At 43.3% G+C, this 15,583-nt stretch carries 14 protein-coding genes; 4 read left to right on the top strand and 10 right to left on the bottom strand.

The features are described 5' to 3' along the window. Positions 1-12: 12 nt before the first annotated feature. The 4 genes from F972_RS13595 to F972_RS13580 all read right to left on the bottom strand — a co-directional run bounded on the left by F972_RS13595 (position 13) and on the right by F972_RS13580 (position 4,347). Complete coding sequence (locus tag F972_RS13595) at positions 13-1,002, bottom strand: restriction endonuclease (RefSeq protein ID WP_004756871.1); 990 nt, start codon at positions 1,000-1,002, stop codon at positions 13-15. 352 nt (positions 1,003-1,354) lie between these two features. Beyond that, positions 1,355-2,713 (bottom strand): phosphate regulon sensor histidine kinase PhoR, encoded by a 1,359-nt coding sequence (phoR, locus tag F972_RS13590; protein ID WP_004683602.1) that lies wholly within the window; start codon positions 2,711-2,713, stop codon positions 1,355-1,357. 8 nt (positions 2,714-2,721) lie between these two features. After that, positions 2,722-3,432 carry a phosphate regulon transcriptional regulator PhoB gene (gene phoB / locus F972_RS13585; protein ID WP_004679100.1) on the bottom strand — a complete coding sequence of 237 codons (711 nt, stop codon included), beginning with the start codon at positions 3,430-3,432 and terminating at the stop codon, positions 2,722-2,724. A gap of 237 nt (positions 3,433-3,669) precedes the next feature. Further along, a complete protein-coding gene (locus F972_RS13580) occupies positions 3,670-4,347 on the bottom strand; it encodes a TetR/AcrR family transcriptional regulator (protein WP_004683600.1) in 678 nt (225 codons plus the stop codon). Between the two features lie 346 nt (positions 4,348-4,693). Between F972_RS13580 and F972_RS13575 the strand changes: the two genes are divergently transcribed. Beyond that, the gene (locus tag F972_RS13575) at positions 4,694-5,521 is read left to right on the top strand and encodes an SDR family NAD(P)-dependent oxidoreductase (protein ID WP_004683598.1); all 828 of its coding nucleotides are present in this window, start codon (positions 4,694-4,696) and stop codon (positions 5,519-5,521) included. Positions 5,522-5,584: 63 nt separating this feature from the next. Here F972_RS13575 and F972_RS13570 read toward each other — a convergent pair whose 3' ends face one another. Together F972_RS13570 and F972_RS13565 are read right to left on the bottom strand one after the other, a co-directional pair. Next, positions 5,585-6,952: an MATE family efflux transporter gene (locus F972_RS13570; RefSeq protein ID WP_004683597.1), complete on the bottom strand. Its 1,368-nt coding sequence runs from the start codon at positions 6,950-6,952 to the stop codon at positions 5,585-5,587. A gap of 91 nt (positions 6,953-7,043) precedes the next feature. After that, positions 7,044-8,198, bottom strand: a complete 1,155-nt coding sequence (locus F972_RS13565) for a pyridoxal phosphate-dependent aminotransferase (protein ID WP_004756874.1) — start codon at positions 8,196-8,198, stop codon at positions 7,044-7,046. Positions 8,199-8,479: 281 nt separating this feature from the next. Between F972_RS13565 and F972_RS13560 the strand changes: the two genes are divergently transcribed. Then, positions 8,480-8,929: a hypothetical protein gene (locus tag F972_RS13560; RefSeq protein ID WP_004683594.1), complete on the top strand. Its 450-nt coding sequence runs from the start codon at positions 8,480-8,482 to the stop codon at positions 8,927-8,929. Positions 8,930-8,965: 36 nt separating this feature from the next. Here the strand turns inward: F972_RS13560 and F972_RS13555 are convergent, their stop codons facing one another. From F972_RS13555 to F972_RS13545, 3 genes are read right to left on the bottom strand one after another with little or no spacing between them, the layout of a single operon-like run. Next, positions 8,966-10,273, bottom strand: coding sequence for a DUF445 domain-containing protein (locus tag F972_RS13555; RefSeq protein WP_004683592.1), 1,308 nt, complete (start codon positions 10,271-10,273; stop codon positions 8,966-8,968). 18 nt (positions 10,274-10,291) lie between these two features. Next, on the bottom strand, positions 10,292-10,849 hold the full coding sequence (locus F972_RS13550; protein WP_004683590.1) for a CC0125/CC1285 family lipoprotein: 558 nt from the start codon (positions 10,847-10,849) through the stop codon (positions 10,292-10,294). Between the two features lie 37 nt (positions 10,850-10,886). Next, on the bottom strand, positions 10,887-11,426 hold the full coding sequence (locus tag F972_RS13545; RefSeq protein ID WP_004683589.1) for a DUF924 family protein: 540 nt from the start codon (positions 11,424-11,426) through the stop codon (positions 10,887-10,889). Positions 11,427-11,660: 234 nt separating this feature from the next. Between F972_RS13545 and gshA the strand changes: the two genes are divergently transcribed. Both gshA and F972_RS13535 read left to right on the top strand, forming a co-directional pair. Next, positions 11,661-13,238: a glutamate--cysteine ligase gene (gene gshA, locus F972_RS13540; protein ID WP_004756876.1), complete on the top strand. Its 1,578-nt coding sequence runs from the start codon at positions 11,661-11,663 to the stop codon at positions 13,236-13,238. Between the two features lie 18 nt (positions 13,239-13,256). Next, positions 13,257-13,757 (top strand): disulfide bond formation protein B, encoded by a 501-nt coding sequence (locus F972_RS13535; RefSeq protein WP_004683586.1) that lies wholly within the window; start codon positions 13,257-13,259, stop codon positions 13,755-13,757. A gap of 361 nt (positions 13,758-14,118) precedes the next feature. On the opposite strand, the gene F972_RS13530 is transcribed toward F972_RS13535, so the two are convergent. Next, the gene (locus tag F972_RS13530) at positions 14,119-15,465 is read right to left on the bottom strand and encodes a PGAP1-like alpha/beta domain-containing protein (RefSeq protein ID WP_004769982.1); all 1,347 of its coding nucleotides are present in this window, start codon (positions 15,463-15,465) and stop codon (positions 14,119-14,121) included. Positions 15,466-15,583 lie beyond the last annotated feature (118 nt).

Genomic DNA, 15,583 nt, shown 5'->3' with positions numbered 1-15,583 from the left:
ATTGTTGTATGGCTATTTTAAAAGTAGTGGTATTTCAATAATGCCTAACTGTTGTTTTGTTGCATAAGATAAATCCGAAATATTCTCATAAACCCAATCAATAAAATCAGAACCAACCATAACTCTAATGTTGTTTTGAGAAGCTAGATCCAATGATGAATCAGTCATATCTGCTGTAGTTATAAACCACTTTTGGTATTCCATATCCTCAAAATCGTTGAAAGCCATCAATTGCTTAAGTCCGTGACTACCTGATATATTTGCATGGTGTTTAACTTGTATCAGTAAATTAGATTCCGAAAAACGGTCTACTCGACTTGCGATAATATCTATATCAGAGATATCAGAAGATTGATTTTTAGGTTGAATAGTTGCCGTATAACCTTCAATAACAAGAAGCTCTTTAACCAGTTGTTCTAGTCCATTTCCACCAGCAGACAACCAGGTTGTTCCAGATGTTATAGAGTCAAGAAGATCTTTTTTAAATTTTTGCTCTGCTTCTGATATTTTCTCTAGCAGGTATGTTTCTTGTTTATATGCACCATTAGATTTTATAGAATCAATGATTCTAGTAATTTCTTCTTTAAAATCAGTCAGGTTTGTATTTGACTTTCTTACTTTTAGACGACTTTCAAAGCCTTGGGTGAGGGATTTTCTAGGTATTCGTAGAATATGCCCATTATTAGTTCTAAAGAAATTTACTGAAATAAGATTGCAGGCTTTAGCCTTGGCCAGGTTTTGATCAAAGGATTTTTTACCATTTACGATACCAATGGCAATTGCTTTGGATAATGGTACGACAACAATATCTCCAGTAGTTAAGTTAAAAAATCTTTTTATACTATTGGAATGTCTACCAATACCATTGGTATATTCTTCATTAATTTTGGCAATTACATCAGTGGCATTTTCATATTTTGAAAAATTTACTTTAGTCCAACCGTATCCAATATGATCTTTTTCTAGCACAGACATTGGACTTCTAATCATTATTACTTTCATTAATTTCCCCTTTTTTTAAATATGATTATGTAATTATCTGTGATTTATAGTAAAGTACGAATTTATCTACTACGTCAATTGATGTCGTTAGGTTTTGAAAAGAATATTGGATAAGACAAAACCCTGTACGCTTTTTCTTACACCAATTCCAGTGAATGGCGCATTTTCATACACTAGAAAATTGCCTATTATGAACCCATCAGGAACAGGAAGTTCCAGAACATAAAACAAAAATGATAAGTTCAGGCATCAGGACGTGAGGTAGGACAGGAGTTATACCTAAAGTGCGAAATACAAAAAAGCCCGACAGGATGTCGGGCTTTTTTACATTTGGTACAACGTGGGTAGCTCTTTATATCATACGATATAAACGTTCTTTCGGAAAAACTGCGGTAAAGGTGGAACCCTCATTTTCCTTCGAGCTGATTTCCAGATATGCGCCATGTTGCATCAGCACATGTTTGACAATGGCGAGGCCCAGACCTGTTCCGCCTGTCTGGCGGCTACGTGCGCTGTCCACCCGATAGAAACGTTCGGTGAGGCGAGGCAGGTGTTTGGGGTTAATACCAATACCAGTGTCCTGCACTGTAAAGTAGGCGTGATCACCATCTTCATGCCAGCCAATGGTGATAATGCCACCTTTAGGGGTGTATTTAATGGCATTGGTAATCAGGTTGCTGAATGCACTGGCAATTTCCATATCTGAACCGATGAGGTCACAGTGGCTATCAATATCCAGATTCAGGGTATGACCATAATCCAGATTATAGGCACGGGCATCATCGAAGATCTGGTTCATTAAATTGGCCATATCAATAATCTGATTTTTTGCCACTTTCTTATTATTTTCTAAATTGGAGAGTAATAATAAATCGTTGACCAATGCATTCATCCGCTTGGTTTGTGACTGCATTTGGGTAAAGGCACGTTTCCAGCGTGGGGTAATGTCATCCTGATCGGTAAAGGTTTCGATATAGCCACTGAGCACGGTCAATGGCGTTCGTAGTTCATGTGAGATGTTATCGACAAAGTCCTTACGCATTTGTTCAAGATTGTGCATGCGGGTAATGTCATAGGCGACCAGCAACCGACTTTCACCCCCAAAACGGGTCAGTTTCACCTGTACATAATGTTCTTCATCCATTTTGACTTGTAGACGAATGCCATCGGGTGCCTGATCACTATGCTTGAAATATTCAATAAAGTTGGGTTGGCGTAAAATCGCCAGCAAGTTACGCCCTCGGTCCAATGGGCTAATCCCCAGTAATTTTTCCGCAGCGGGATTCCACCATTCAATTTGATGCTGGTCATCAATCAAGACCACTGCCTCAGCCAACGCCACCAGAGATGATTGGGCGCGGTCGATCAGTCCGACCATTTCCGCCTGAACAATACGTTCCTGACGCTGGGCACGGTAGACATTGAACAGCAATGCACCCCAGATACCATTGAGGTTGGGTGGCACATCGTAGGGGCGATTGGAAATCCAGTCATTGACCAGATAAAGCGAGCGTAGCTGGAGGGCAAAAAAAACCACGAACGCGATAAAAACACAGCTCCAGAAGTATCCGACCCCGAATCCAATCAAGCTTGCAATCAATAAGAAAAACAGCAGCAGCCTTAAATCCTGTTTTGCAAACGTCCATAAACTGCTGTAGCGAAAATGCTGGTGTTCACGTGCCAGTTCAGGCACGGGATAGGGTTCATACATAAAGGATTTTAACCTGCTGCCAAATCAGCGCGTGTAGAGAAACGATAGCCTGTACCGCGTACCGTCTGTACAAAACGATCCACCCCAAATGGTTCCAGCACCTTGCGCAGGCGACGGATATGCACATCGATGGTGCGGTCCTCAATATAGACATTACCCCCCCAGACCTGATCCAGCAATTGGGCACGGGTATAGGCACGTTCAGGATGGGTCATAAAGAATGCCAACAAGCGGTACTCAGTCGGGCCCATCTCAAGGATACTGTTTCCAAAACTAACTCGCTGGCTGACAGGATCAAGCATCAGGCCGTTGGCATCAATCACTTTTTCACCGCTGAGCGCATTGGCACGGCGCAACACCGCCTTGATGCGTGACACCAGTTCACGGGTGGAGAATGGTTTGGTCATGTAGTCATCCGCACCTGCATCGAGACCCTGTACCTTATGGTCTTCCTCCCCACGAGCCGTTAGCATAATGACTGGGATTTCTGCCAGATTTTCATCACGTTTCAGGCGACGGCACAAATCCACACCGCTGACTCCCCCTGGAAGCATCCAGTCCAGCAAAATAAGTGCGGGGCGCTGATCAACGATGATCTGGTGCGCCTGTTTGGCATCTTCCGCCTGTAGACACTGGAAGCCCGCCATATCCAGAGAGGTATGGATCATTTCGCGGATTGGTAGCTCATCATCGACAATTAAAATATAGTCATCTTTCACAGCGCAATACCCTTAAATATGGTTTTTTAGTTATGACAGGCTTATTACAAAGATTAATTATGACAATATCATTGCAAAAGAGCTGATAAAGTCGAATTTAGCAATAAATTGTGACAGTTTTGGGGCAGAGCAGTGACCAAATGATGACAGTTAAACGATCAATAAAGCCATGCAATTCATTTGCTTAACTCTACCTCGGTTTTAGGGCTGTATCTGTCATAAAACTGTAAAACGACTTTAATTTTTTTTGGCTGTGGTCTCGATAAAGGACTGGAACACTGCACAGCAGGCCGCCAAAACATCCTCCAGTGGCTGCTTAAAGCCCTCGGAAACCCAACGGATAATGATATGCGTGACATAGCCATTCAGCCCTGTTGCCATTAAAGACACTCCTTCAGCACTCTGTGGGGCATTGGGCATGGTGATCATCACGAAGCCCTGAATAATACGGTCAAACTGGGTCAGGGTTTCCTGAATGGTGGCCTGGTTATGTAAATCCTGCACCAGCATGGCATCAATATAAATGATCCGTGCCATGCGTGGATCATCCTTAATGGTACTGAGTAAGGCGGACAATCCCGCCGTGACCATGTTGTTCGGTTCAGGCGCAGCCATGAGTACCGCCTGGGTCAGGCAGGTCTGCATTTTCTCAATCATTTTCAGGAAAACCGTCTGAAATAGTTCCTCACTTTTCTTAAATGATTCATAGAAATAGCGTTCAGTCAGCTTGGCTTCATTACAGACATCCTTAACCGTCACGGAGAAGAATCCCTGTGTGCCATACGTGGCAATGCCTGCCTCAATTAGTTTTTCACGGCGTGCTTGCTTGCGCTCAGTCAAGGAGAGACCCTTGAACTGACGTTCTTTACTATCAGTCGTATTTTTCTTGCGTATCGATCGATCTTGAGTTGCCATTGAGAAAACCGTTCCTTAATAAAAAGTCTTTAAATCATGTAGATCATGGTTATCTGTATTTCAACAATGTTGTGCTGACCTGGCATAACCAAATTTTGAAAATCCATCTTGTCTCTTTTAACCATGTTCGGCCATAAAATGTAAATAGGCCTATTATGACATGTAAGGTGTTGGTTATTGCCATTTGTCTTAAAGGTCCATTGTACTATATTGACAACATGTATTGTCAAAATTATATTGGTTACAGCTTAAACTGCACATGATAACGCATGATTGGGGCGAACTATGTGCATCTCATTCATAGGGTCTGTTGGCATTTCACAGACCCTTATACAAAGGATAGGCAATGAAAAACTTTAAAAATAAAGTCGCGGCGATCACAGGTGCAGGTTCTGGGATTGGGCAGCAACTCGCAGTTTTATTGGCTAAACAGGGCTGCCATTTGTCATTGAGTGACATCAATGAAAAGGGACTGGCGCAAACTGTTGAGCTGGTAAAACAATATCCAGTGACTGTAACCACCAAGGTGCTTGATGTTTCAAACCGTGATGCGGTGAAACAGTGGGCGCAGGAAACGGTACATGATCATGGTGCAGTAAATATGATCTTCAACAACGCGGGTGTGGCTTTGGGCTCAACTGTGGAAGGTGCAAGCTATGAAGATCTGGAATGGATCGTAGGTATCAACTTCTGGGGCGTGGTTTACGGCACCAAGGAATTCTTGCCATTCATTAAGCAAACCAAAGATGGTCATATCATCAATATCTCCAGTATTTTTGGTCTAACCTCGCAGCCAACACAGTCTGCCTATAACGCAACCAAGTTCGCGGTACGTGGTTTTACTGAATCATTGCGTCAGGAGCTTGATATTGAAAAGAGTGGCGTAAGTTCTCTTTGTGTACACCCAGGTGGTATACGCACCAATATCGCAAAAGCAGCGAAGATGAATGACAGCCTGAAGAGTCTGGGCATGGACCCGAACAAGTCCATCAAGCAGTTTGACAAGTTCCTGCGTACTCCACCAGAAGAGGCGGCACGTCAAATTCTTAATGCGGTATTGAAAGACAAACGCCGTCTGCTGATTGGTACAGATGCGCGCGTTGTGGATACATTCCAGCGTTTATTCCCAACGGGTTATCAACGTCTTGCAGCGATTGCAACGAAAATGATGTAAGTTTCAAGCATAAAAAAGCCATTCTTAAAGAATGGCTTTTTTATTTGAGGATCAAAGAAATTTTTAAATAAGGACTTTGATCTTGGTTTTCTTCCAAACGAACTGATAATAAGAGGCTTGTAATACACATAAGCAGACAAAAGAAAGTGCGTAAGCCGTCCAAATGCCCGTTAAGCCCCATAACGAACTAAACCAATAGGCACAAGGAACTTCAATTAAAATAATGGTCAGAATATTGATCATCATTGGGACATTCACTGTACCACTAGCCCGCATGATTGATGCAAAAATCGCGCTAGCCCCAAAGAATAAAACAGCCCACAGTACAATAAACAACAGTTGCTGCCCAAGCTCAATCACGCTGTGATCGGTAATAAACAGCGCCATTAAATATTTGGAAAATAAGTAAGCCAAAGTGATCAAACTGCCAGTAAATATGACATTCATTCCTAAAGCCGTTCGGGTGACTTTGGCCAGTAAATCGGGCTTGCCAGCACCAATCGCCTGTGCGGCAAAAATAGAAGCCGCAATTGAAATGGATAGCGCTGGAAACTGGATATAGTTCAGCACCTGATTGACTGCTCCATAAGCCGCAGTGGCATGTGCACCATAATGATTAACCAAACCAATAATGACTAAGCCTGCCAATGAAGTTGTCACCATTTGGATGCCTGTTGGGATACCAAGCTTTAGGATTAGTTTACTTAATGTTGCATCATGGCGAATGCTTTGCAAAAGTCGCGCATCTATTTTCAGTGGATGGTTTTTATAATTGAGATAAAACCCTAGAAAAATCAATACGGCTGCATAACCCAGAATGGTTGCGATGGCTGGTGCAACAATCCCGAGGGCGGGAAAGCCAAAATAGCCTTTTAGCAACACAGGCGTAACCGCCAGACCAATCAGGCTGGTTAGGCTCAATGCGATCAGCGGTGTCACACTGTCGCCGACACCGCGAAGAATTGAGGTGTAGATAATATAGACAAATAACAGTGGGCTACCTGCCAGCATCCATTGCACATAGGGTAGCGACAGGTGCATGACCTTGGCATCTGTACCCAGCAATTTCAACATGGGCTCAGCCATCATCACGCCTAAAACCGCAATCACACTCCCGCCAATCAGGGTCATGAACAGGGTTGAACCAATCACACAGCGCACTTTCTCAAGATTCTGTGCACCCCAGGCCTGTCCCACCAACACGGTTGTTCCCGCCGAGATCCCAATCACAAAGGCAAGCAGAAAGAACAGGATTGGAAAGAACACTGAAACTGCGGCAATGGCATCCACGCCCATCATTTGCCCAACAAAGATGGTATTAATCGTTCCCGACAGGTTCTGCAAAATATTGGTAGCAATCAAGGGAACCAGAAAGACAAAAAAGGTTTTCCAGAGGTTTGGCTGCATCACCAGAGGTTGGTGTGGTGTCATTCAGTTTGCTTCATCCTGAAACATCTATTTTTTCACCATACCATCATCAGTCAGGTGGAAGTCATGATTGTTCGGTTTATTTTTTTGTTGATCAGCAACGCACCAGAATTTCACCTGCATGTTGCAGCGTTTGGTCGGTTTTGGCAAAGCAGAAACGAATCAGGCGTAGATCATCTGGTGCATTTTTATAAAATACTGAGATTGGAATCGCGACGATTTTATGCTGTTCCGCTAAAAACTGGCACATTTCAATGTCATTCAGGTCAGGACGGATTGCACTGTAGTCCAGACTTTGGAAATAAGTACCTTGCGATGGAATCAATTTAAAACGTGAGTTTTCAATCTGGGCATTAAACAGGTCGCGTTTCGCCTGATAAAAGTCGGGAAGCTCCTGAATATGCTCAGGATGCTGTTGCATATAATCAGCGAGCGCAATCTGGCAAGGTGTGGTGCCGCAGAAGTTGGCAAACTGGTAAATCTGGCGAAACAGGCGCATCAGGTTGGCTGAGGCAACGCAATAGCCCGTTTTCCAGCCCGTCACATGATAACTTTTGCCAAAAGAGCCAATTACATAACTACGCTCACGCAGTTCTGGAAACTGTAGCGCGCTGTAGTGTTTCCGCCCATCAAACACCAGATGTTCATACACCTCATCAGACAGCACCACAATATTTTTATCTTGAATGAGTTCAATCAACTGCCGCCAGTCCTGTTCCGACCAGATGGCACCCGTTGGGTTATGCGGCGTATTGACAATGATCATGCGGGTTTTTGCATTGATACAATCTTTAACTTTTTGCCAATTCACCTGAAATGTTGGTGCTTCTAAATGAATATGAACGGATTTCCCCCCTGCCAGTTGTACTGCAGGGGCATAGCTGTCATAGCTCGGGTCAAAAATAATCACTTCATCACCTGCATGAATACAGGCCTGAATAGCACAGAAAATTGCGATGGTTGCGCCTGGGGTAATGGTGATCTCAGTGATGGGATCAAGCTGTAGCTGGTCACGCTGTAGAAATTGCTGCGCCAGTTGCTCACGTAATGCCAGTAGACCATCACCCGCAGAGTATTGATTGTATCCTGACTGGGTGGCCTGACAGAGGGCTTCAATCAGGGCAGGCGGTGCTGGGAAATCGGGAAAGCCCTGTGACAGGTTTAGGGCATTGAGCCGTTGTGCAAGTTCAGTCATCACGCTAAAAATGGTCACGCCTTGGCTTGGGAGTTTTGACTGAAGCTGCAACATTGTTTTTTAACCTGATTGACGTTTTGTTTTGCAGTGATTGTATAGTAAATGTTGAGGTTTGCCGTTAATTGACTGAAAAATGTGGCTTAGGTCAGTAAAAACAGGTAATTGTGTCTGAATAAAAACAATAGTGACGGAATTGGTCATTTTTTATTGAAATTGTCTAAAAAATTTGTTGTTTTTCATGATGATACGCTATTTTAGTTGCTGCTGTAAAGCGCTATAATTTCTATCGAGCGGTTCAATTAAATACCAATTATAGTGAAATGGGACATCAGGCAATGGACAGTTTCGATTTAAAAATACGCTATCCGCATCATATTGATCTCAATGATGTGGAGCAGTTTGGGACTTTGAATACCATTGGGATATTGACCAGATTTGACCGAATGGGCTGGAAACAGCAGTTAAGCTGCTGGTTGCAACTGGATGGTGCCAGTCCGACCTTTACCATCACAGATGAGAAGACCCAACGGACCATAGAAATTGTATTGAATACCTACGGATCATCTCAGGAACTTAACTTTATCATCAAGACAGACATTCCTGTAGTTGTTGCTAAAAAACAAATATTTGGGTTGATTACGCTTCAGGCGAAAGAGACGGTTCAGTTTAAGCAGCTTTCTCTGGTACAGGTCAAAACCTACCTCACTGCGTTCCTAAAGCAGGACACCGATGCACTGGTTCGATATTACCAGCAAAGCAAGCAACAACTGGCGCAATCTGCATAACGATGAGGAGTAAATCCCCTATCGTTATATTGCTATTTATAAAACATTTTCAACAATGGCACGAATCACACCCAGTGCCAAGCCAATAAATGCCCCGACAATCACGCCATTGACGCGAATCATGTGTAAGTCACCACCGACCTCACTTTCGATTTTGGCAATCATTTCCCGTGAATCCCACTCGTGGATACGTTCGCTGATATAACGGATGATCTTGTCGCTATATTGTTCGCTAAAGTTGGTTGCCAAACCGACCATTTTCTCATTCAGAACCTGACGCACTTTTTCATTCTGAACCAGGCTTTCGCCCAATTGTTGTAATGCCGCCTGTAAATTGCTGGCAATACCTGAATCTGCCTGCATCAAGTCGGTTTTGACCGCATCACAGAGAATGGCAATTGCACCACTGATAAAGTTCAGCACCTGTGGACTGTCCAGCACATCATCCTTGCTCTGATTTAAGCGCTTGCTGGCTTCACTGTTGCTGTCCGCAAGCTGCAACATCAGATTATGCGTGGTGGTTTCAATGTCCTGCCGCCACGGATGTTCAGGATTAGCCAGCATGGACTCAACCTTTTCAATCAGTGAGTCAATGGTGCGCTGCTGCACATCAATGCCAATCCAGCTTGCGCCTTTGGCAAGTTTCCAGACACCGAGTTCCTGAAACAGTTTGCGTGACAGGTTGCGTGCCTGTTCAGGATGCGACACAATCCATTGATGGGCCAGATCAAGGCCACGCTGTAGCACATCCTGATGGAAGTCATTTTCCAGAACGGCACGTAACATTTCGCTGGCTAATTTATTGATTTTGGTACTGCGTACCCATTGCACACTATTGTTTTGCACAAAGTGGGCAATTTGATCTTGGCTCACAAATTCAAAAATTTTCGGTACAGTATGTTGAATCATCTGTACGACTTGCTGGTTATTTTGAGGGGTAGCTAGCCATTGACCGACGGCCAAACTGAGGTCGGCATTTTTTAAACTGCGTTCAACAATTTGAGGAGATAAAAAGTTTTCTTGTACAAAACGACCCATTGATTCTGCAATTCGAGCCTTATTCCGTGGAATGATTTCGGTATGGTCACGCAATAGTTTGGGTAAAGGCATTTTTCCAAAAGGATTACGGAAAAGCACAGTGACAGCGTACCAATCAGCTAGCCCACCAACTACACCTGCTTCCGCACCTAACATAAAAATATGAATGACCCATTTATATTCAGGTAAAAAATGCGCCGCGACCATTAAGCCAATCCATGCTATAACCGCAATGATCAATGCCATAGTGGCGAAGTACTTACTTTTTTGCAGGCTCGGTACGTGAATTTCTTCGACTGAATTCATTGAGTCATCCTTATCAATTTACTTTTTGCTTTGAGATGGCGCAGGGGGCTGCAACACGTCTCCTGTTGGACTCAATCCGTATTTTTGCCCTAATGATTGCAAAATGAGGTGCGCATCAAATGCGTCAGGCGATTGCTGCTGAGTCTGAAAACACTCAATAGTATACGACACTTGGATTGGATCAAGATTGACCACTTGAGGCATATCATAGAATGGATCAGGCCAAAAGGCAGGATGTCGGCGATAATAACCATATGGGTAATAAGAGGGTGTCGGATAAATCACAGCTTGGCGTTGTGTCTTGTGACGTGCATTACTTGGATCATCAACAACGGTAAAATAACGGAAACCGTTTTTGACAGTGGTTTGTGCCGCCTTTAACAACGTTATCTCCTCGGCTGTACCATAACTCAAATTACGATCAGCCTGAAAACCCACACGGTAAGTTTTGTTATTTAATGGATAAGCGGTGAACTGTCCAAGTTGGTCGAATGTTCTGGGTTGTGATGGGACACTGGCACAGCCTGTAAATGTCAGTGCGACAAGGAGCGGTGTGCACATCAATAAGGTTTTCATAGGCAATTCCTGTTTTTCAGCGTCTGGGAAGATGGTCCTAAAAGCTACTGTTCGGTTGGGTTAAAAATTCAAGTTCCTCTGCGCTTGAGCTTCGCCCTAAAATCGCATTGCGATGTGGATAGCGCCCAAAACGGTCAATAATCACTTTATGCTTTTTTTCAAAGCTCAAATTAATTTCGTTCCCTAAACGTTGGAACAGTTTTAAAGCAAACTCATGCATTAATTTAGATTCACTATGCATAAATGGCATATATAAAAATGAGCGATGATCAGGGCTGAGCTGGGCATCCAGTTGCAGGCTAATCGCCTCCTGCGCCAGCATCAGTGCCATGCTGTCATGGGCAAAAGCCTGTGGCTGGTCGCGATACAGGTTTCGGGAGAATTGATCCAGCACAATGATTTCTGCCAAGCGTCCCTCGGCGGTCTTGCGCCATGACCACAGTTCAGCCTGTATAGCCTGATGATGAATTGCTTGAAAACGCTCACGAATTTTTGCATCAAATTCATCACTTTTGGCGAACCAGAGTGAACGGTGGTCAGGATCAAACCAGAAATCAAGAATGTCTTGGGCTTGCATGGGTGGATATCCATCGGAAGATTTATTTTTAATAAAATCACAATTTCAGCGTGTTTTATATAATCGGATTGTGTTAAAAATTGCCAAGCTAAACCAATACAATCAGGTGACTAGGCCATAATTGTCGTTATAATTGGCTGAGTCGAAAGGATTGCTATTATTCAAATCCAATCTACTCGACAAAGTCGTTGCCATTTCGTTGGTCGGCTGATCTTGAACAAGCGAGCATATAATATGAATCAACCCAGCACACTTTCCGCCTCTGTGATACCAACGTGGGTAGATGCCTCGCTATTCAAGGGGATGCTGCGTGGTATAGAGCGTGAAAGTCTGCGTATGCAAAGCAATGGATTTTTATCACAAAAAAATCATCCAAAAGCTTTAGGCTCGGCACTGACCCATCCACATATCACCACAGATTATTCCGAAGCGTTGATGGAGTTTATCACCAACCCACAAACTAGCATTGCCGCCGCGTTAAATGAACTCAGGGATATTCATAGCGTGGTACATCAGCAGCTAGAAGATGGTGAGCGTCTATGGCCACTGTCCATGCCGTGTATGTTGGATGATAATGAAGAAAATATCCGATTAGCACAGTACGGCACTTCTAATATTGGCCGCTTTAAAACCTTATACCGTCATGGTTTAGGTGTGCGTTATGGTCGCCGTATGCAAACCATTTCTGGTGTGCATTACAATTTATCTTTCCCTGATCAATTGTTTGCAGTATTGCAACAACATGAAACCAAGCCAGAATTAAAACAACTCAGTCCGCAAGATTACCGTAGTCACCGCTATTTTGGCCTGATTCGGAACTTTATCCGACTTACTCCATTGGTTATGTATCTTTTAGGGGCAAGCCCATCGGTTTGTCGTTGCTTTTTAACAGGGCGTGAGCATCACTTGCAGCCGTTGGTTAAAGGAACATTATATTTACCAGAAGCAACAGCTTTGCGTATGGGACGTTTAGGCTATCAAAACTCAGCGCAAAAAGAATTAGGTATTCATTACAACGATCTACACGATTATCTTGAGGGATTACAAAAAGCGGTACATACCCCTTATCCTGAATTTACCGATTTAGGTTTAAATGATGAACAAGGTGAGCCGATTCAAATCAATGACCATGTACTCCAAATCGAAAATGAATACTACAGTCTAGTTCGTCCGAAGCAAGTACCACAAGCGGGTGAAACTCCATCACAAGCATTGAAGAATCGTGGTGTTGGATATGTAGAATTACGTGCTGTAGATGTGAACCCTTATAGTGCGATTGGAATTGATGAAATTTCAGCGGGTTTTCTTGAAAGTTTAGCATTGTATTGTTTATTAAATGACAGTCCTGATTTGTTTGCAGAAGAGCAAGAGCAAATTGATCATAATCAAACTGAAGTGGTTAATCGTGGACGTGCAGTAGATGCTAAAATTATAGAAGGTGAAACAATAGTTTCACTTCATGATTGGGCTCAGCGTCATTTAAATGCGATTCAAGACTGCGCTATTTTGTTAGATCAAATGGATGGTTCACAGTTATATTCTGAGGCAATCCAAGTGATGCAGCAGCGTTTAGATCATGTTGACAATACGCTTTCCGCGCATGTGATTAAAGATACTTTGGATCATGGTGGGACATGGAGCTTTGGGAGTGTTATGGCTCAACAACATGTCAATCGTTATGAGCAACATCAGCTGAGTGCAGAAAGACAACAATATTTTGCAGAATTAGCGCAAACATCGTTGCAAAAACAGGTGCAACTTGAACAAGATAACGACATCAGCTTCGAACAATATCTTGCACAATACCGTTAAAATTTTAGAGGACTTCTCATGCGATGGACTTACCGCTTAGTTAGTGCATTACTGGTACTAACGAGTATTATTGGTATCTCGTTTGCGTTGTATTTAGAACATGTGCAAGGTTTAGAGCCTTGTCCACTATGTATTTTCCAACGTATTGGCTTAATTGGAATGGGATTGATTGCCTTAGTCGCATTTATTCATAATCCGATTTCAAACGCCTTTAAACGTTTTTATGCACTATTAGCGACTTTATCCATCGGTTGGTCAGTCGGCGTGGCATCTCGCCATGTTTGGCTACAGCATTTACCACCCGACAAGGTGCCAAGTTGTGGTCCAGGTCTGGACTATCTAGTGGATGCCCTGCCAATGAAAGCGGTGTTTAGGGAAGTGCTTTCAGGATCGGGTGAATGTGCTGCAATTGACTGGACTTTCCTGGGACAGTCATTGCCTGTCTGGTCTTTGCTCTATTTCAGCCTTATTCTGTTGATCTGTTTATGGCAACTGTTTAGAAATTATCGTGCAGCTTAATTGACATCCTCCCCGACCTAAAGGACGGGGATTCCTACTGCTAGATGGCAATGTCCTGCCACGAAACAGATACTATAGTTCTCTGCTTCTTATTCCAATGTAGTCCTACCTTTCGGATTGCAAAGAGTGCACGGATTACAATGGGGAAAACTGTTTTTTTCGTGTTGTATCAGTCTGCTGACTAAAAATATACAACGTAATTATCATAGCACATGGATTACTAGATTCAAATGTTTTTAGCAATCCTAGCTAATCCCCACAAGGGGGACTAGCGGATTGCAGCCTTATATCCTCGGGCTAAACCCCGAGGTTTTACGGCTATTCGGATAAAAGAAGCTCGGCTTTGGCCGAGCTTTTTACTTTAAGTCTCAACAATGCCGTCTAAATCATCGAAAGTATAATTATGTTGCATATTCACCATATGTGTTTGAACGCCTTCTTCAATCACTTCACCCACTTCAGGATATAACCAGCGGGTAATCTGCTCCGCAACACTGGAATGATACTGAATTTCAAAGTGATTCAGTCCATAAAACACAGCTTTATGCGTTTCTGGTAATTTAAGCTGGAAACGAGGGTTTGGATGCTCTCCCAAAGCACTCTTGACACTGACCATTGAATCTCCAATCAGCTTGAGTGCCTTGTTGCGCAACTTCTCAAATTCTAAAGTACCTGCGATTAAGAAGGTATTGATATGAGAGGGTAATGGCGCAGGTTTGCGGTTGTCGTCTGCAAACCCGATACGTGCGTCATTATGTTCCCAGTCGTCATCACGGACACTGCCATAGCGCAGATCCAGAATACCGTTACTACGGATATTGACCAACTGACCAATCAGGTTAATAAAAGGAAATGCACCAAGTTTGTCCTGCAATACAAAACCGAAACGCTCAAGCGCTGCACCATGGTGAGGTGAACCAATACAAACCAGATTCTCAACCATATGAACCCATTGATACAGGTTCTGTTTGCCATAGAACAGCGCGCTGCGTGAAACCAGCCCACCCATACTGTGGCCAATCAGGTCGATACTGGTGATGCGTGGATTGCGTTGCACCAGATCTTCAAGCGTATCGGCAAAACTATGGCCATTAGCGGAAATGCGTCGTCCTGTATTGTAGTTCAGGTACAGCATGGTGTTGTTGTCACGCTGTGCCAATAACCGTTCACCGATACCGCCATAACGCTGATTTGACCAGGTTAAATGGTTCATGCACAGACCGTGGGTCAAAATCACCACACGCCCAGTTAACTCACCTTGCTGTAGTGATCCATAATGGTCATACAGCACCATCGGCAAAGCCATTGGATTATGCTGCTTAAGGAAAAAATCCCCAAAAATCCCATTTAGCGCCCCCACCACAAAATGTAGGGTCGGGGTCAGTGGTTTGTCATGTAGGACTGGGAATCGCTCAATGATGCGGCGCAGACTTGGTGCAAGAAAACAGCGACCATATTTTTGGATGGCATCATAGGAAAAATGATAAAACTTTTGTAATTGTGGAAGTTTTTGTAAATTTCTGGCTTTTTGTGCACTTAAACCGAGCGTAGTCCGTAACACTTCAGTTTGTACCAACTGCAACAATTCATGAACCCCGCTTAAACTAGTACTCACAAGTTGTGCGAAACCTTCCAAAACATCTGCCTGACTTGGGGGGGTACGGTCCCACTTACAGTAGGTTTCATGCAGAGGTGTTAAACTTGGCATATTAATTTCCCCATCCTTTTGTATACCGAAGGTTTGATGTTATTCAGTTTAATACTGTTTAGACAAACTACAACAAACGCTTACATCTTATTTGTTTCATAAGTAATTTTTTTAGAAT

The sequence above is a fragment of the Acinetobacter sp. CIP 102529 genome, assembly GCF_000368325.1.
GTDB lineage: Bacteria > Pseudomonadota > Gammaproteobacteria > Pseudomonadales > Moraxellaceae > Acinetobacter > Acinetobacter parvus.
This window is presented reverse-complemented; position numbering and strand designations above follow the sequence as displayed.

Coding starts and splice junctions, on each gene's coding strand:
- F972_RS13565 (WP_004756874.1), bottom strand. CDS start 8,198: ATGTTGCAGCTTCAGTCAAAACTCCCAAGCCAAGGCGTGACCATTTTT.
- F972_RS13545 (WP_004683589.1), bottom strand. CDS start 11,426: ATGCAAGCCCAAGACATTCTTGATTTCTGGTTTGATCCTGACCACCGT.
- F972_RS13575 (WP_004683598.1), top strand. CDS start 4,694: ATGAAAAACTTTAAAAATAAAGTCGCGGCGATCACAGGTGCAGGTTCT.
- F972_RS13595 (WP_004756871.1), bottom strand. CDS start 1,002: ATGAAAGTAATAATGATTAGAAGTCCAATGTCTGTGCTAGAAAAAGAT.
- F972_RS13570 (WP_004683597.1), bottom strand. CDS start 6,952: ATGACACCACACCAACCTCTGGTGATGCAGCCAAACCTCTGGAAAACC.
- phoR (WP_004683602.1), bottom strand. CDS start 2,713: ATGTATGAACCCTATCCCGTGCCTGAACTGGCACGTGAACACCAGCAT.
- F972_RS13555 (WP_004683592.1), bottom strand. CDS start 10,273: ATGAATTCAGTCGAAGAAATTCACGTACCGAGCCTGCAAAAAAGTAAG.
- F972_RS13550 (WP_004683590.1), bottom strand. CDS start 10,849: ATGAAAACCTTATTGATGTGCACACCGCTCCTTGTCGCACTGACATTT.
- gshA (WP_004756876.1), top strand. CDS start 11,661: ATGAATCAACCCAGCACACTTTCCGCCTCTGTGATACCAACGTGGGTA.
- F972_RS13535 (WP_004683586.1), top strand. CDS start 13,257: ATGCGATGGACTTACCGCTTAGTTAGTGCATTACTGGTACTAACGAGT.
- F972_RS13580 (WP_004683600.1), bottom strand. CDS start 4,347: ATGGCAACTCAAGATCGATCGATACGCAAGAAAAATACGACTGATAGT.
- F972_RS13530 (WP_004769982.1), bottom strand. CDS start 15,465: ATGCCAAGTTTAACACCTCTGCATGAAACCTACTGTAAGTGGGACCGT.
- F972_RS13560 (WP_004683594.1), top strand. CDS start 8,480: ATGGACAGTTTCGATTTAAAAATACGCTATCCGCATCATATTGATCTC.